Annotated in this window: 17 protein-coding genes; 10 read left to right on the top strand and 7 right to left on the bottom strand. The window is 65.5% G+C overall.

Annotated elements, in window-relative coordinates:
* Nucleotides 1-8 precede the first annotated feature (8 nt).
* From tsaB to tsaD, 3 genes are read left to right on the top strand one after another with little or no spacing between them, the layout of a single operon-like run.
* Nucleotides 9-677 (top strand): tRNA (adenosine(37)-N6)-threonylcarbamoyltransferase complex dimerization subunit type 1 TsaB, encoded by a 669-nt coding sequence (gene tsaB / locus LOC56_RS01775; protein WP_229949925.1) that lies wholly within the window; start codon nt 9-11, stop codon nt 675-677.
* Nucleotides 678-706: 29 nt separating this feature from the next.
* On the top strand, nt 707-1,189 hold the full coding sequence (gene rimI / locus LOC56_RS01770) for a ribosomal protein S18-alanine N-acetyltransferase (RefSeq protein WP_229949981.1): 483 nt from the start codon (nt 707-709) through the stop codon (nt 1,187-1,189).
* Entirely contained in the window at nt 1,186-2,268 is a 1,083-nt protein-coding gene (tsaD, locus tag LOC56_RS01765; RefSeq protein WP_229949924.1) for a tRNA (adenosine(37)-N6)-threonylcarbamoyltransferase complex transferase subunit TsaD, read from the top strand. Before rimI ends, tsaD begins: the two co-directional genes overlap by 4 nt.
* 60 nt (nt 2,269-2,328) lie before the next feature.
* Here tsaD and LOC56_RS01760 read toward each other — a convergent pair whose 3' ends face one another.
* The gene (locus tag LOC56_RS01760) at nt 2,329-3,474 is read right to left on the bottom strand and encodes a glutamate--cysteine ligase (RefSeq protein ID WP_229949922.1); all 1,146 of its coding nucleotides are present in this window, start codon (nt 3,472-3,474) and stop codon (nt 2,329-2,331) included.
* 159 nt (nt 3,475-3,633) lie between these two features.
* Between LOC56_RS01760 and LOC56_RS01755 the strand changes: the two genes are divergently transcribed.
* Complete coding sequence (locus tag LOC56_RS01755; RefSeq protein WP_229949920.1) at nt 3,634-4,446, top strand: shikimate 5-dehydrogenase; 813 nt, start codon at nt 3,634-3,636, stop codon at nt 4,444-4,446.
* 30 nt (nt 4,447-4,476) lie between these two features.
* Here LOC56_RS01755 and LOC56_RS01750 read toward each other — a convergent pair whose 3' ends face one another.
* Entirely contained in the window at nt 4,477-5,706 is a 1,230-nt protein-coding gene (locus LOC56_RS01750; protein WP_229949918.1) for a class I SAM-dependent methyltransferase, read from the bottom strand.
* Between the two features lie 54 nt (nt 5,707-5,760).
* On the opposite strand from LOC56_RS01750, the gene LOC56_RS01745 reads away from it, so the two are divergent.
* Both LOC56_RS01745 and LOC56_RS01740 read left to right on the top strand, forming a co-directional pair.
* Nucleotides 5,761-6,936, top strand: a complete 1,176-nt coding sequence (locus LOC56_RS01745) for a MalY/PatB family protein (RefSeq protein WP_229949915.1) — start codon at nt 5,761-5,763, stop codon at nt 6,934-6,936.
* A gap of 54 nt (nt 6,937-6,990) precedes the next feature.
* On the top strand, nt 6,991-7,380 hold the full coding sequence (locus tag LOC56_RS01740; RefSeq protein WP_229949913.1) for a hypothetical protein: 390 nt from the start codon (nt 6,991-6,993) through the stop codon (nt 7,378-7,380).
* Between the two features lie 10 nt (nt 7,381-7,390).
* Here the strand turns inward: LOC56_RS01740 and LOC56_RS01735 are convergent, their stop codons facing one another.
* Nucleotides 7,391-7,693, bottom strand: a complete 303-nt coding sequence (locus LOC56_RS01735) for a hypothetical protein (protein WP_229949912.1) — start codon at nt 7,691-7,693, stop codon at nt 7,391-7,393.
* A gap of 238 nt (nt 7,694-7,931) precedes the next feature.
* Between LOC56_RS01735 and LOC56_RS01730 the strand changes: the two genes are divergently transcribed.
* The 4 genes from LOC56_RS01730 (at nt 7,932) to LOC56_RS01715 (ending at nt 11,454) form a co-directional block, all read left to right on the top strand.
* Nucleotides 7,932-8,297: a DUF6507 family protein gene (locus LOC56_RS01730; RefSeq protein WP_229949979.1), complete on the top strand. Its 366-nt coding sequence runs from the start codon at nt 7,932-7,934 to the stop codon at nt 8,295-8,297.
* Nucleotides 8,297-9,607, top strand: coding sequence for a hypothetical protein (locus LOC56_RS01725; protein WP_229949911.1), 1,311 nt, complete (start codon nt 8,297-8,299; stop codon nt 9,605-9,607). Before LOC56_RS01730 ends, LOC56_RS01725 begins: the two co-directional genes overlap by 1 nt.
* Before the next feature lie 135 nt (nt 9,608-9,742).
* Nucleotides 9,743-10,084, top strand: coding sequence for a hypothetical protein (locus LOC56_RS01720; RefSeq protein ID WP_229949909.1), 342 nt, complete (start codon nt 9,743-9,745; stop codon nt 10,082-10,084).
* Nucleotides 10,081-11,454: a hypothetical protein gene (locus LOC56_RS01715; protein WP_229949907.1), complete on the top strand. Its 1,374-nt coding sequence runs from the start codon at nt 10,081-10,083 to the stop codon at nt 11,452-11,454. Before LOC56_RS01720 ends, LOC56_RS01715 begins: the two co-directional genes overlap by 4 nt.
* On the opposite strand, the gene LOC56_RS01710 is transcribed toward LOC56_RS01715, so the two are convergent.
* The 4 genes from LOC56_RS01710 to LOC56_RS01695 form a co-directional block, all read right to left on the bottom strand.
* Nucleotides 11,451-12,209, bottom strand: a complete 759-nt coding sequence (locus LOC56_RS01710) for an iron ABC transporter ATP-binding protein (RefSeq protein WP_229949906.1) — start codon at nt 12,207-12,209, stop codon at nt 11,451-11,453. The two genes, LOC56_RS01715 and LOC56_RS01710, sit on opposite strands and share 4 nt — an antisense overlap.
* Nucleotides 12,210-12,243: 34 nt before the next feature.
* Nucleotides 12,244-13,260: an iron chelate uptake ABC transporter family permease subunit gene (locus tag LOC56_RS01705; RefSeq protein ID WP_229949905.1), complete on the bottom strand. Its 1,017-nt coding sequence runs from the start codon at nt 13,258-13,260 to the stop codon at nt 12,244-12,246.
* Entirely contained in the window at nt 13,253-14,161 is a 909-nt protein-coding gene (locus LOC56_RS01700) for an iron chelate uptake ABC transporter family permease subunit (protein WP_229949904.1), read from the bottom strand. Before LOC56_RS01700 ends, LOC56_RS01705 begins: the two co-directional genes overlap by 8 nt.
* A 199-nt stretch (nt 14,162-14,360) precedes the next feature.
* A complete protein-coding gene (locus LOC56_RS01695; protein WP_229949902.1) occupies nt 14,361-15,302 on the bottom strand; it encodes a siderophore ABC transporter substrate-binding protein in 942 nt (313 codons plus the stop codon).
* Nucleotides 15,303-15,552 lie beyond the last annotated feature (250 nt).

Below are 15,552 nucleotides of genomic sequence, written 5' to 3'. Positions count from 1 at the left end.
TAGGAACCGTGCTGATTCTCTCCATTGATACCTCCGCCATCGCCAGTGCGGCACTGCTCAGCGGGGAGGGAGAGACCCTGGCGTCCTTTGCCACCAAAGACACCCGCTCCCACGCCGAAGTCCTTGCCCCCGGAATCGCCGGTCTGCTGGCCGAAGCCGGGATAACCGGCCAGGACCTGGATGCAGTGGTCGTAGGGGTCGGTCCCGGCCCCTTCACGGGCCTGCGTGCCGGGATCGCCACCGCCCGAACCCTTGCCTTCGCCTGGGACAAGCCCTTGCACGGGGTGATGAGCCTGGATGCAATCGCCGTGGACGCCGCCCTGGATGCCTGGCGCCTCGGCATTGACGAGTTCGCCGTCGCCACCGATGCCCGGCGCAAAGAGGTCTACTGGGCGGCTTACCGCAGCACCGGCGGCACGCCGGAACTGCTGGACGGTCCGCACGTGACCGCCCCCGGCGAGGTTCCCGCGCTCCCCGTGTACGGAGCAGGAGCCGGCCTGTACCCGGAGACCCTGCATGCCGTGGAAGGTTTTGCCGACGCGCAGCCCACCGCCGCCGCACTGGGACGCACCGCCGTCGTCCGTCTGGTCCGCGGGCTGCCGCTGCTGCCCAGCACCCCGCTGTACCTGCGCGAATCCGACGCCAAGGTCCCCGGCCCGCGGAAGCGCGCGCTGTGACCGCGCCCGGGACCGTGTCCATCCGGCGGATGGACGTCGGCGACATTCCCGCCGTCGATGCCCTGGAACGACGGCTGTTTCCCGTCGACGCGTGGCCGCTGCAGATGTTCCACGACGAGCTTGCCCAGACATCCACCCGCTCCTATTACGTGGCGCTGGACCCGGCCGGAACCGTCATCGGCTATGCCGGCCTGATGTGCGTGCTGCCGATTGCGGACGTCCAGACCATCGCCGTCGTGCCTGAAAACGAAGGATCCGGTATCGGTTCGCGGCTGCTCACCACCCTAGTGGACGAAGCGAAGCAGCGCGGCGCCGAGGACGTGCTCCTGGAAGTGCGGGACGACAACCCGCGTGCCCAGCGCCTGTACCGCTGGTTCGGCTTTGAACAGATCCATGTCCGGCCGCGCTATTACCGAGACGGCGCCTCCGCGCTGATCATGCGCCTGCCCCTGGCCGAGTGGTCCGGCGCTCCGACGGCGGCCGGGACTACAGAAACGAAGGACAGTAAATGAACCGCACCGACCCCCTGGTGCTCGGCATCGAATCCTCCTGCGACGAAACCGGAATCGGAATTGTCCGGGGGACCGACCTGCTGACCAATACGGTTTCCTCCTCCATGGAGGAACACGTGCGGTTCGGCGGCGTCATTCCCGAGATTGCCTCCCGCGCGCACCTGGACGCAATGGTCCCGGCACTGCAGGCGGCCCTGGCCGAAGCGGGCGTGACGCTCGCCGACCTCGACGCGATTGCCGTCACCTCCGGCCCCGGCCTGTCCGGGGCACTGATGGTGGGGGTCAGCGCCGCGAAGGCACTGGCCCTGGCAACCGGCAAGCCGCTCTACGCCATCAACCACCTGGTGGCGCATGTGGGGGTGGGCGTGCTCGACGGCGGCGCCCTGCCGGAAAACCTCGGGGCTCTGCTGGTCTCCGGCGGGCACACCGAGATCCTTCGCGTAGCCGACCTCACGAGCGATGTGGAACTGCTCGGCTCCACCATCGACGACGCCGCGGGCGAGGCCTACGACAAGGTGGCACGCATCCTCGGGCTCGGCTACCCCGGCGGACCGGCCATTGACCGGCTGGCGAGGGAAGGCAACCCGAAGGCCATCCGCTTCCCGCGCGGACTGACCCAGCCCAAGTACATGGGCACTGCCGAAGCCCCGGGGCCGCACCGCTACGACTGGTCCTTCTCCGGCCTCAAGACGGCCGTGGCCCGCTGCGTGGAGCAGTATGAGGCAGCAGGCCAGGACCTGCCGGTGGCCGACATCGCTGCGTCCTTCCAGGAAGCCGTGGTGGACGTGATTACCGCCAAGGCGGTGCTGGCCTGCACGGAGCACGGTATTACCAACCTGCTCCTGGGCGGGGGAGTGGCTGCCAACTCGCGGCTGCGCGCCCTGACCGAGGAACGCTGCTCGGCGGCGGGCATCAAACTGCGGGTCCCGCCGATTTCCCTGTGCACCGACAACGGCGCCATGGTTGCCGCGCTCGGCGCGCAGGTGGTCATGGCCGGCGGCGAACCCTCGGGGATCGGTTTCGGCACGGATCCGTCACTCCCGGTGACCAGCATCCACGTGGCGGCGGCCGGCGCCTGACGACGGAAAGGGCCCCGGCGGAATACCGCCGGGGCCCTTTCGTACGCAGGAAACGGGTGCTTAGGCGCCGCGCAGCCGGCGGATACCGTCGAAGACGACGGCGCGCAGGTCGCCGTCGTTCTCTTCCGCTACCCGGCGCTGCTGCTGGTATCCGGCGCCGCGCTCGATGATGGTCCGGACGTCGGCCAGTTCGGCGCTGCAGCCCAGTTCGGCGGCGATCGGTGCCAGCCGGGGCAGGACGTCCTCGAGCAGGTGGTCGGTGACCAGCTTTTCGTTGCCTTCGGCATCGAGGATCACGATGGCTTCCAGCCCGTACCTCGCCGCACGCCACTTGTTTTCCTGGACGTGCCAGGGCGGCATGGTGGGAATGGTGCCGCCGGCGTCGATTATCGAGGAGAACTCGTGCACCAGGCACTGCGTGAGTGCGGCGATGGCACCCACGTCCTGGATGTCCGCCAACCCGTCGCAGACCCGCATCTCGATGGTGCCCAGGCCCGGAACGGGCCGGATGTCCCACCGGATTTCACTGATCGAGTCGATGACGCCGGTGGTGAACATGTCCTGCACGTAGGACTCGTACTCGGTCCAGGAGCCGAACTGGAACGGCAGGCCTGCGGTGGGCAGCTGCTGGAACATCAGGGCGCGCTGGGAGGCATAGCCGGTGTCTTCCCCGGACCAGAACGGGGAGGAAGCGGACAGGGCCTGGAAATGCGGGAAGTAGTTCACCAGTCCGTCCAGGACGGGCAGCACCTTGTCCCGGCTGTCCAGTCCCACATGGACGTGTACCCCGTAAATGAGCATCTGCTGGCCCCACCACTGGGTCCGGTCAATGAGTTTGGCGTAGCGTTCCTTGTCCGTGACCGGCTGCGAACGCGGTGTGCTGAACGGGTGGGAACCTGCGCAGAACAGTTCAACGCCCATCGGGTCGGTCACCCGCCGGACCGCTGCGAGTGAACGGGCAAGATCCGCCTTGGCCTCCGCCACGGTGCCGCAGATCCCGGTCACCAGTTCAACGGTGTTTTCCAGCAGTTCCTGCTTGATGTGCGGATGCTCGTCGTCTTCATGCAGCGCGGGGTCATTGACGTTCACGCCGCGCAGCACCTCATCCGCCACGGAGACCAGGTCTCCCGTGGTGCCGTCCACAAGGGCCAGCTCCCACTCGACTCCCAATGTTGACTGGGCCGACTTGGCGAACTCGATTTCCAAACTGTCTCCTGCTTTATGCGCTACCACTGAAGTACTCGGACCCGCATCTTTGCGTTGAGAACCGTACCAATCCTATAGCCGCGCAGCGCCTGCTCCGGGCCTCGGCCCCGAACACGCCGGGAAATCGAAGCCGGCGGGCGGTGCAGACATAATGGGGGAATGCCGATCCTGAACAAAGACATGACCCTGTGCATTTCCCTGGCCGCGCGGCCGAGCAACATCGGCACGCGCTTCCACAACTACCTGTATGACCAGCTGGGCCTGAACTACGTCTACAAGGCGTTCGCCCCCGCGGACCTGGCGCAGGCCATTGCCGGGGTGCGCGGACTGCCGATCCGCGGCTGCGCCGTGTCCATGCCGTACAAAGAAGATGTGATTGCGCTCGTGGACCGGATGGATCCGTCCGCGAAGGCCATCGAATCGGTGAACACGATAGTCAACGACGACGGCGTGCTCACCGCCTACAACACCGACTACCTGGCCATCGCCCGGCTGCTGCGGGACCACCGGGTTCCGGCCGCGCACTCGGTGCTGCTGCGCGGATCCGGCGGCATGGCCAAGGCAGTGGCCGCAGCCCTGCGGGACGCGGGGTTCTCCGACGTCACGGTGATTGCCCGCAACGAGGCCACCGGCCGTGCACTTGCCGACCTTTACGACTTCGCCTGGCAGCCGGAGCCCGGCACGTCCACGGCGGACCTGCTCATCAATGTCACCCCGCTGGGCATGTCCGGGCAGGACGAGGACGTGCAGTCCTTCGGCGACGACGCCGTGGCCGCCGCCCGGGTGGTGTTCGACGTCGTCGCGCTGCCCGCGGAAACCCCGCTGATCGCTGCCGCCCGTGCCGCCGGGAAACCGGTGATCACCGGGGCGGAAGTCATCGCCATCCAGGCCGAGGAACAGTTCGTGCTCTACACGGGGGTGCGCCCGACGCCGGAGCAGGTGCGCGAAGCCAGCGAGTTCTCCCGCTCCTGACCCCGCTTCGCAGAACGGCGCCCGCACCGCCTACGCGGCCGGAACCGGTTCCACCACCAGGGCCACGCGGTCCTCGCCGATCCGGGTGAGGACCAGCGTGGCTTTCTTTTCCCCCCTGTTTCCCCCCTTCCCGGAGCCGGTGAGCAGGGCCTTGCGCAGCTCCTCCGGCGTCACCGACATTCCCCGCTTCTTGATGTCCAGCACGCCGATCCGGTTTTCCCGGACCCACGCCTTCAACGCCTTCACGTTGTACGGGCGGACTTCCAGGATGCGGTAGGCCCGGGCAAACGGCGTATCGCGCAGTTCCGGGGCGCAGATGTAGGCAATATGCGGATCCAGGAGATGCCCGTCCAGGGTGGCTGCGACGTCGGCCACCAGTCCGGCCCGGATCACCGCGCCGTCGGGCTCGTACAGGTAGCCCTCGGCGGGGCCGGTTCCCACGTCCTGGGCGCCGGCGTCGTAGTCCACCGGGGAGGTCAGCTCGGCTGCGCCGCCGGAACCGATCACCAGGGCGGCGCGCCGGACGCCCTCGCGCCGCAGCGCGTTGAACCACAGGGTCGCCTCGGTGACGTCACCGTCCACGGACACCCACTGCGCCTCGCAGCCGGCAGGCACTGCTTCGTGCGGGATGCCCGGGCCCATCTTCACGCCGACGGGGAGGCCGGAATCCGCCAGGGACTCCACAAAGGACAGGGGAGGGGAGAAGGCCTCGGGATCGAAGATGCGGGTGGTACCCGACGTCGACGTGGTCCTGCGCGCCGGATCCAGCCACACGCCGTCGAACCCGGTCAGGTCGAATTCCTCGGCCCGGCCCTGCACCACCGTTGCTTCCGGCCAGGGCATGAGGTTGATGGTGGCTGCCGCAGCGGTGATCTCATCCAGTTCGACGGCGGTCACCTGCCGGTCCAGGGTGGCCAGGGCGAGGGAGTCGGCACCGATTCCGCAGCCGAGGTCCGCCACCTTCTCCAGTCCGGCGTCCTTAAAACGGCGGGCGTGCAGGGCGGCCACGTTCAGCCGGGTGGCCTGCTCCAGGCCGGGGGAGGTGAAGACCATGTGCTCGGCAAACGGGCCGAACTTGCCTCTGGCCTTCATCCGCAGCTTCGCCTGGGTCAGCACGGCGGCCACCAGCTCGGGGGAATGCCCGGCCTTGCGCAGATCCGTGTTCAGCTTCAGGGATTCGGATTCGAGATAGGGGGGAAGCGAGTTGAGCAGCTGCCATCCCTCGGGGGTCAGAACATGGGCAAGGGAAGTATCAGGCATGCCCTCCAGCCTAGTTGTTCTGCCTGCAGGCGCGTTAGCTGTAGGTTGGGCGGCATGACGAAGATCGCCGCCGAGCCGCTGGCTGCACTGCGTGCCCGGACCAGCTACAAATGGCAGACCTATCCGGCGGACGTGCTGCCGCTGTTCGTAGCGGAAATGGATTACCCGCTGGCGGAACCGGTGCAGCAGGCCATCATCGACCGGGTGCTGGCCTCGGACACCGGGTATATCGCCGGGCCTGCGCCGATGGCGCAGGCCTTTGCGGGGTTTGCCGCACGGACCTGGGCCTGGGCGGTGGATCCGGATGACGTGCGGAGCACCACGGATGTGAGCGTGGCGATTGTGGAATGCCTGCGGCAGGCAGTACCCGCGGACGGCAGCGTGGTCATCACTCCGCCGGTCTATCCGCCGTTCTTTGAGCTGCCGCTGGAAGCGGGCTCCTCGGTGGTGGAGGTGCCGCTCCTGTTGAACGGCGAGGGCTGGGAACTGGACCTGGCCGGGCTGGAGCGGGCCTTTGCCCGCGGCGCCGACGCCCTGCTGCTGTGCAATCCGCACAATCCGCTGGGGCTGGTCCACTCGGCCGAGACCCTGCGGGCGCTCGCCGACCTCTCAGCGAAGTACGGCGTGGCCGTGATCAGCGACGAGATCCACGCCCCCTTGACCTACGCGCCCGGCGAGTTCACCCCGTACCTCACCGTCTCGGAGAATGCGCGGGAATACGGCCTTTGCGTCACCGCCGCCAGCAAGGCCTGGAATATTGCCGGTACCAAGTGTGCAGTGATGATCGGCCAAAGCGACCGGACCCGGTTGATGCTGGCGTCCATGCCTGAGGAAGTGTCCGCACGGACCAGCATCCTCGGGCTGCACGCCACGGCAGCGGCCTATAACGACGGCGGTCCTTGGCTTGCCGGAGTCATGGAGTCCCTGGCTGCGAACCGGCACCTGTTGGCAGAGCTTCTGGCGGAGAGGCTGCCCGGCGTGGGGTACCGCCCGCCGTCGGCCGGCTACCTCGCCTGGCTGGATTTCCGCGCCCTTGGATGGGGCGGCGATCCCGCGGCGGTGGCCCTGGAACGGGGACGGGTGGCGCTGGAGCCGGGGCCGCGGTTCGGGCACCAGGGCGCCGGATTTGTCCGGCTGAACTTCGCCTGCTCACCGGAGGTGCTGACCGAGGCCGTGGGGCGGCTCGCCGCAGTGGCCGGTCAGGCGGGCCGGCGGAATACATTAGGCTGACCCGCGCACGTGTGCCTCACTGGAGTTACGACAAATTGAATGAGTGCTGAATAGATGAACGCCAATACTCTCGTGGCACTAATCCTGATTCCGATGGGAATCATTCTTATGCTTTGCGGTCTCCTCGTTTACAACGGCAGGTTCCGCCACTATCGGACCGGTCTCAACATTGTGATGTCCGGGGAGCCGGCGCTTGCCACAACGTACCTTGGCGCGGCTTTTATCCTGATGCCGCTTACACGGTTCGGCATGGACGGCGGCCTAAACGCGCTGGTGACCATGTTCCTGATCCTTCTGATGCTCATCGCTGGAATATTGGGGGTCCTGGGCAGTTTCTGGATGCCGCCGTTCCTGCAGCCGCAGTGGATCCGAGATGAAAAGAGAGCCGCACGGCGTCGGCGCATGGAAGAAGCGGCGAGGCAGGCCAGCGGAGGCGGTAGGTAACCGGCGGAGGCTAGGCAGCCGGGGCGAGGACGCTTAACTGGCGGGGTGCAAACGATTCCTGGACCAGCCCGCCGGTCAGCACGGGCAGGCGCCCGGTTTCCGAACTGTGCGACAGTGCCGCCAGCGCCCCGTCGGTTGCGGACGCTTTCTGAAGGTCCAAAACCACGAACAGGCCGGGAAGGGCAGCGTTGGCACGTCGGGCCAGCACGTAGAGGACCCTGCAGTTCTGCTCGGTGACCCGCCCATGCACCTCAAGGCATGCCTGACGCGCGTCCAGATCAAGCCGGACAGCTACGCGCAGTTTGGACTCCATCGCAGGTCCTTCCCAAGAGACCGGTATGTGGGTCTCCCAACGTAGGAGAACCCTCCGGCAGGGCGCAACGGGACCGGACCATATTGGCTGTGTCCCGGGCGCAGTTTGGTCCGCGCTTCTTTTCCGGCGGAACCCCGGCCGTCCATGGGTAGTTCTCCCCATGGGCGCAATGTTTCATTTCTTGTACCTTAGGGTGCAGAAGTCTTCAGCATTACGGGATAACGGGGGAGTGGGGATTATGCCGTTGAGCGGCTACGACGTGAATCCGGAGGGGTGTGCCCGGGTTCTTGCGCAGGTGGAAAACGATCCGGGGCGCCCGGCGGCACTGACAGCTTTGCAGAACGCAGTGGCGGACGCCCAGACGGCCTGCGGACCCGGAGGCACGGGCGCCGTGGTCCAGGCGTTGGGGGAGCTGTGGCAGAACACCCTCGCACTGCAGGCCGAGGCAGCAGAAACCCGGATCGGCAACGCCGTGGCGGGTGTCCGCGAGGCTGTGTCCATCATCGCGGAAGCAGATGCGTCAATGGCGGACGCCGCCAGGGCAAGCCTTGCCGAAGCACAGTCCGGTATTTTCCAGGCCCCTGAGCTGAAGGGCGGGAACTGATGTCGATCGATACCTCCGGACTCTTCGGATGGGCGTCTCCGGAAGCCATTGAAGGCGCCGCGCCGGCCCTCGGCAAGGGAGGCACGTCCTACCTGCAGAGCGTCGAAGACGCTGCGGACACCTGGCAGCAGCTGAACGCGCATTACGAGGGCGACGGCGCGGCCGAGATCGTGGACGTCTTCAGGACGGTCACACCGCACGCGGAGCTGCTGGAGCAGACCGCCAAAGAAGCAGGCGATACGTTGCTGGCCTTCGCGTCGGACATCCGCTGGCTCCAAATCCGCAGGGATCAGTTGATGCTGCGGGTGGAAGCGGCCAATTCCCGTGCCGAGCAGGAAGCAACCCAATGCCTGGCGCCCGCTGACCCTCTCGCCCCGCCGCCGCCGGTCGACCTGCTGCTGCCAGCCCAGGTGGCGGCCCTCGCGAACGATTATCGGGCACTTGAGGAGAAAACAGCGGCAAAACTGCTCACTGTCGTCCTCGGGGATGATCCGTTCGTCAATGAGGTCACTAGTAAATGGGGCACCGCCGTGACCGGATTTGTGGGTGCCGCCGCCAAGCTCGCGACCTCACGCCAGACCGTCGTAAAAGTTCCCACAGCCAAGCCTGTCTACGTCCGCTACGGGACGTCCGCCGAGCGGATCCGGCACATGGCACGAGGACGGTGGGTCAGTGACGGGATATGGAAGCTCACCTCAGTGAATACGTTCGAGCCCAGGCCCCTACCCAGCAAGCTGCTGTACAACACCTGGGACCACTACAAGAACAGGGTGGATAAGGGCGGGTCCAAATGGGCTACCACCCCGGGTAAGTTCTCAGAGCTGACCAACACCGCAAAGGGCTTCAAAATAGGCGGCGGTGCACTGACTCTCGTGACGGCCGGTTTGACCGTCAAGGACGAGCGGCAGGATGCCTATAACGAACTCCTGCAGGAAAATCCCGGCATGGACCCTGACGAACTGAACAAGCGCGCGGACGCCATGGGTGCCGTAAAAGGCGGCACCAAGGTCGGAATCGACCTGGCCGCGGCAGGGGCCGGCGCAATGATCGGGACAGCAGTAGGCGGACCGGTGGGAACCGTGGCGGGCGCCGCTATCGGCATCGGGATCTCGGTTGTCACTTCGGTGGAGTTTGATTTCCTGGGCGGCAAATCAGCTAAGGATGCCCTGGCAGACCTGGCCATGACCGGGGTGGATGATTTCATGGAGACGGACCTCATGAAATCAGACGCAGGCAAGGCTGCACGCAAGGCAGCGGAAAATGTCGCGGAAGCTGCAGGGGATTGCTGGAATAAGCTTTTCGGCAAATAACCGGTAGTTTGTGATCGGAGCCACTCCGGCGAATCCGTACGGCAGACCCATGTGGCAGGGTGCCGCGCCGCAAGACAGGGGAACGCAATGGAAACTGAAACGAATTATTGGGCACTCCTTGCCATGATTTTTCCATTGGGTCTCCTCCTTTTCATCGGCGGAATCCTGCTCTACCGGAAAAAGTTTGTGGGCTTGATTGTCCTTGACGGCTTTTTCCCGGGAAAGCCGTCCCTCGCATGCACCTATCTGGGGGCATGGCTGATGCTCCTGTCAGCCCTGCACTTTGTGCCGGACAACGAAGCGGTTTCGGTTCCCTATACCCTCGTTATGTTTGCCTGCCAGGGTATCGGCATGCTCGGCTGGCTCTGGATGCCGAAGTTTCTGCAACCGGAGTGGATGAAGGAAGTGGACCGGCTCATGGCCCGCGGCGAGGACCGGTTCACCAGAGAGTTCCTGAACGGGGAAGGGAAATCATGAGTATGGCCACCGAGGGATTCAGCTATGAGCTGCTCGATTCTTTTGCGTTGCCGCGCCCGGACGGCTGGGAGCGGATCGAGGCTCCGGGAGGCATGCTGGCTGTTGCACATCCACCTGTCCCGGCGGGAACCTTCCGGCCGAATATGGTTCTGAGGTGGGCACCCGCCGGGCGGGCGTCGGTTGCCCGGTACGCGACGGCGGCTCTCGCCTCAACCCTGGAACAGTTTGAGGATGTGCGGATCGTTTCCCATGATCTCTGGGCGTCCACGGCAGACGGCACGTCTGTCACGGGCCGCCGCCAGCGGTTTGTCCATCAGGTAGGCCCGCATCCCGTCTGCGTGGACCGCTGGATCTGGATGGCCGGCGGATACGCACTCGAGGCAACTGCCAGCTACACCGTTGACCAGCACATCGGAATGAAGCTGCTGTTCGAGCAGATGGTCGCCGATATCAGAATCGACGGCTCAGTGCCGGAAGCCGTCCCCTACAGCGGACAACAGCCTGAACTGGACCGCATCGCCCCGCAGGAACCCCGGCGCGACGAGTTCGCCTCCCGTTGGCTGGGAGCCGGCGTCGAGGACCTGGCCGGGATCGCCGGTGCGCAGCCGTACCGCGAAACCGGGGATGTATTTTCCATTGCCTCCCTCGAGCTGCTCGACACCCTCGCGGACAGGACCCGGCTGGGCCGGTTCCAGCGGAAGGATGCCGCCGCGCTGCAGCTGCAGTCGGCCGGACTGCTCACCGCTGACGGCACGCTGACCTCCGCCGGTGAGCTGTTCCTGACACCCACCCGGGGAAATGACGCAGCGTTCCTGGTCGAAGCCTCGGGTGCGTCCGGGGGATCCGTGATGCAGGCGTGGATCGGAGGCGGCCTTGCGAAAGTCACCACGGCGCCGTCGCTGTTTTCTGCATCCCTTCCGTCCGATGCGGAGCTGGGTTCCGACGAACTGTTCGTTCGCCTCACGCAGGCCAATGCCGTACCGAAGCTGATAGCGGATTGGGTGGGTCTGTCTCCGGCCTGGAGCATCCCGCACCAGGCACTGATCCTGCCGAAGAAGCATTATCTGGACCGGCTTGAGGACGCCCGGACCATCGCGCCCAAGGACCTGGACGAAGCCGGGACCCGGATGTGGCAGCAGCCGTGGACGCAGTGGGAGGTGCTGGAGGAGCGTACCGGAGCATGGTTCGGCTGGGTGAACGCCGGACCTGCCGGCCAGTATCGGCTGACGCCGGGTCCGGGGGAAAACGTCCGACTGGAGCCTACGCCTTCGGACGTGGTCTGGGACGTGCTGGTCCGGTTCATCCATGCCTCGGTGGAGGGGATTCCCCTGATCCTGCCGGAGCTGCCGGACTTCAGCACCAGCGGCTAGGCGAAATAGACGCCGATCCGGTTTCCGTCGATCTCCTCGATCCGGATATCGATTTCGTAGATATCCTTCAACACGTCCGGCTGCATGATGGCCGACGGCGGTCCCTGGTGGATCAGCCGGCCGTCGCACATGGCAATGATGTCGTCGGAGTAGCAGGACGCGAAGTTGATGTCGTGGATGACCAGCACCACGGTCTTCCCGAAGTCGTCCGTGAGCCGGCGCAGCAGCCGCATCATTTCCACCGAGTGCTTCATGTCCAGGTTGTTCAGCGGCTCATCCAGCAGCAGGTAGTCCGTGTCCTGTGCCAGCACCATGGCGATGAACGCCCGCTGGCGCTGCCCGCCGGAGAGCTCGTCCACAAACCGGTCCGCCAGCGCCGTGAGGTCCAGGTAGGCCATTGCCTGCTCAATGTGGACCTTGTCCTCGGGCCCCGGCCGGCCGCCGTTGTGCGGGTAGCGGCCGAAGCCCACCAGGTCCCGAACGGTCAGCCGGACGGTGAGCTGGTTGTCCTGGCGCAGGATCGCCATCTTCCGGGCCAGGTCCCGGCCGGGGGTGGAAACGACGTCGAGCCCGTCCACCGCAACCGTGCCGGAATCCATGGGCAGCAGCCGGCTGATCATGGAGAGCAGCGTGGACTTGCCCGCGCCGTTGGGCCCGATGATCGAGGTGATGCCGCCCTCCTTGATCTCGCAGCTCACCCCGTCCACGACGACGGCGGAGGAATAGCGCTTGGTGACGCCGTTGACGGAGATCATGAAGAGGAGCCTTTCACGCGGTGCAGGGGGAGGGTCATTTCACGTTTCCCCTCAGAAGCAGGATGAGGAACACGATGCCGCCCACGAACTCGATGACGATGCTCAGCGCAGTGTCGAAGTCGAAGATCCGCTCCAGCACCAGCTGGCCGCCCACCAGGGCAATGATTCCCAGCAGGACGGCAATCGGCAGCACCGAGGCATGCCGGAACTTGGCGCAGAGCTGGTAGGCCAGGGACGCAATGAGGAGCCCGAAGAAGGTCACCGGTCCGACAAGGGCCGTGGACACCGCAACGAGCACCGAGCAGATGATCAGCGTGGCGGTCACTGCGCGCTTGTGGTCCACCCCCAGGTTGACCGCGGTTTCGCGGCCCAGGGCCAGGACGTCGAAGGAGTGGCGCATCCGCCAGGCGACGGCGCTGACCAGCGCGACGGCGGCGGCGGAGTAGCCCAGCAGGGCGGCGTCGACATTGTTGAAGCTGGCGAAGAACAGGTCCTGCAGGATGATGAACTCGCTCGGGTCGATCAGCCGCTGCAGCAGCGAGGAGAAGCCGCGGAACATGGTGCCGAAGACAATTCCCACCAGCAGCATCAGATGCAGGGATTTCCCGCCGCCGGTGAACAGCCAGCGGTAGAGCAGGAACGAGAACCCGACCATCAGCAGCACTTCGAGGCAGAAGCGGATCGGGGCGCCAAGCGACAGCAGGGCACCGCCGCCCAGGGCAAACACCAGGACCGTCTGGATCAGCACATAGAGGGCATCGAAGCCCATGATCGACGGCGTGAGGATCCGGTTGGCGGTGACCGTCTGGAACAGGACGGTGGAGACCCCGACGGCGTACGCCACCAGGATCATGGAGCCCACCTTCACAGCCCGTCGCGGCAGGGCATAGCCCAGGTTTCCGCGCAGCTCGATGGTCATGAACACCGCAACCAGTGCTGCGGCGACCAGGCCGAGGGTGATGATCCAGAACCCGGCGGAAACGGTCCGGACGGGACGCCGGCGGTGCTCCGTAAGTGCTGCAGGCAGTGCGCTGGTGGATGTCTCAGGCATGGGAACCGCGCTTGCGTAGGAGGAGATACAGGAAAATGACGCTGCCCACGGCGGAGACCACTACTCCCACCGGGATTTCATACGGGTAGCGGATGGTGCGTCCGATGATGTCGCAGAGCAGGACGAAGCCCGCTCCGAAGACGGCGACCCAGGGCACGGCCCGGCGGACGTTGTCACCGATCAGCAGGGACACCAGGTTGGGCACAATCAGCCCCAGGAACGGGATGGAGCCGACGCTGACCACCACCACGGCGCTGATGAGCGAGACGATCACCAGCCCGAGCGCCATGACCCGGTTGTAGTTCAGGCCGAGGTTGGTGGTGAAGTCCTGCCCCATGCCGGCGACCGTGAAACGGTCCGCGGCAAGGTAGCCGATCAGGGTAAGCGCACCGACAATCCAGAGCAGTTCGTAGCGGCCGCGCAGGACGCCGGAGAAGTCGCCGATCATCCAGCTGTTCAGCGTCTGGAGGAGGTCGGTGCGGTAGGCGAAGAAAGTGGTGACGGCGGAAATCACGCCGCCGAGCATGATGCCCACAAGGGGCACGATCAGTGTGTTGCGCAGCGGGATCCGGCGCAGGATAAGCAGGAAGAGTGCAGTTCCTGCAGCGGCGAAGACCGAAGCCGTGGACATCTTCAGGAACATGGAGGCGCCCGGCAGCAGCACGGTCACGGCCAGGATCCCCAGCTGGGCCGATTCCACCGTGCCGACGGTGGAGGGTTCCACGAACTTGTTCCGTGCCATCAGCTGCATGATCAGGCCGGCCACGCTCAGCGCCATGCCCGCCAGGACAATACTCAGCGTGCGGGGGAGCTGGCTGACCCAGAACAGCATGTGCGTGGTGGGATCCCCGGACAGCAGCGAGGCGAGTGAAAGGTCGCCGACGCCGACAAAAAGGCTCACGGCCGCCAGCAGAACGACAACGCAGACCCCTAGGACCAGTGCTGCGGGTGAACGCAGAAAGCGCCGCCGTTCAGAAGGAGCGGCGGCGGACGCGGGGGCCGGTTTCTCAGCCGGCACGGCGGGGGCAGTCATATATCGGTATCCAGTTCCGCCGTGGCCCGGCACGGGCGGTGCCGGGCCACGGAGCGCAGAGGTGCGGCTAGAGAGCGTCGTGGACGGTATTAACCATGGTGTCCACGTTGTTCAGGCCGTATCCGACCAGGTACCAGCTGGCGGAATCCAGCATGGTGATGTTTCCGTTCTGTGCAGCCTTGGTGCTCTTGACCAGCTCGTTGTCGAGCACGGCGGAGGCGGCTTCGCCGGAGGTGCCGACGGCTACGTCGCGGTCAATAACGAACAGGTGGTCCGGATTGGTGTCCGCGATGTAGTTGAAGGAAACGGATTCGCCGTGCTTGCCCTCGCCCGTAACTTCGGCGGCCGGTGCCAGGCCCAGGACGTCGTGGATGATGCCGAAGCGGGAGCCTGCGCCGTAGGCGGTCATTTCCCCGCCGCTGGTCATAACGATCAGGCCGTTGCCGGCGTCGGCGGCCAGTTCCTTGGTGTCCTCGACCTTGCCTTCAAGGGCACCCAGCTTCTCTTCAACCAGGTCTTCCTTCTCGAAGATCGTGCCGAGGGTCTGGGTGTTTTCCTTGAAGGAGTTCCAGGAATCGGCGTTGTCGACGCTGAGGTCGATGGTGGGGGCAATCTTGCTCAATTCCTCGTAGGAATCGGCAACCCGGCCGGAAATGATGATCAGGTCCGGAGCGCCGGCGTTGATCGCTTCGAAGTCGGGCTCCTTCATGCTGCCGATCTTGGTGATCTCTTCGGCGCCGTACTGGGAGAGGCTGTCCGGGAAGTTGGCGGCCGGCACGCCGTCGACATCGATGTCGAGGGCATCCATGGTGTCGAGGGCACCGAGGTCGAAGGTGTAGACGGTCTCCGGGTTCACCGGAACTTCGGTGCTTCCCTGGGCGTGCTCAACCGTCACGGTTGAGGGCTGTGCGGACTCGACGTCGGCTTCTGCTGCTTCAGTGGAGCAGGCGCTGAGGGCGAGGAGGGACACAAGGGCGGTTCCGGCCAGCAGGCGGGATTTCGTGATCATGGGGGCTCCGGTGAGACTCGATGTGCCTATCGGGGGATTAGGACACAGAAATGTTTTCTAATGGTGCGCGCAGATGAAAACTATCCCGGTTAGGACAACCTAAGCAAATCCCTTCTTCATCTGCTTGCCCGCCAATACGGGGGAGAGGGGCCCAGATGAGGTACGCGCTGGCACTCGCCTTGACCGAGTGCTAACCGTTGCATAAAGTCTGAGTTAGCACTCCGAACGTGAGGGTGCTAACTCCCGAAGG

It is taken from the genome of Arthrobacter sp. zg-Y179 (assembly GCF_020907345.1).
In the GTDB taxonomy this organism is placed as follows: domain Bacteria; phylum Actinomycetota; class Actinomycetes; order Actinomycetales; family Micrococcaceae; genus Arthrobacter_B; species Arthrobacter_B jinronghuae.
The sequence above is the reverse complement of the archived record's forward strand: the minus strand, read 5'-3'. Positions and strand labels throughout refer to the sequence as shown.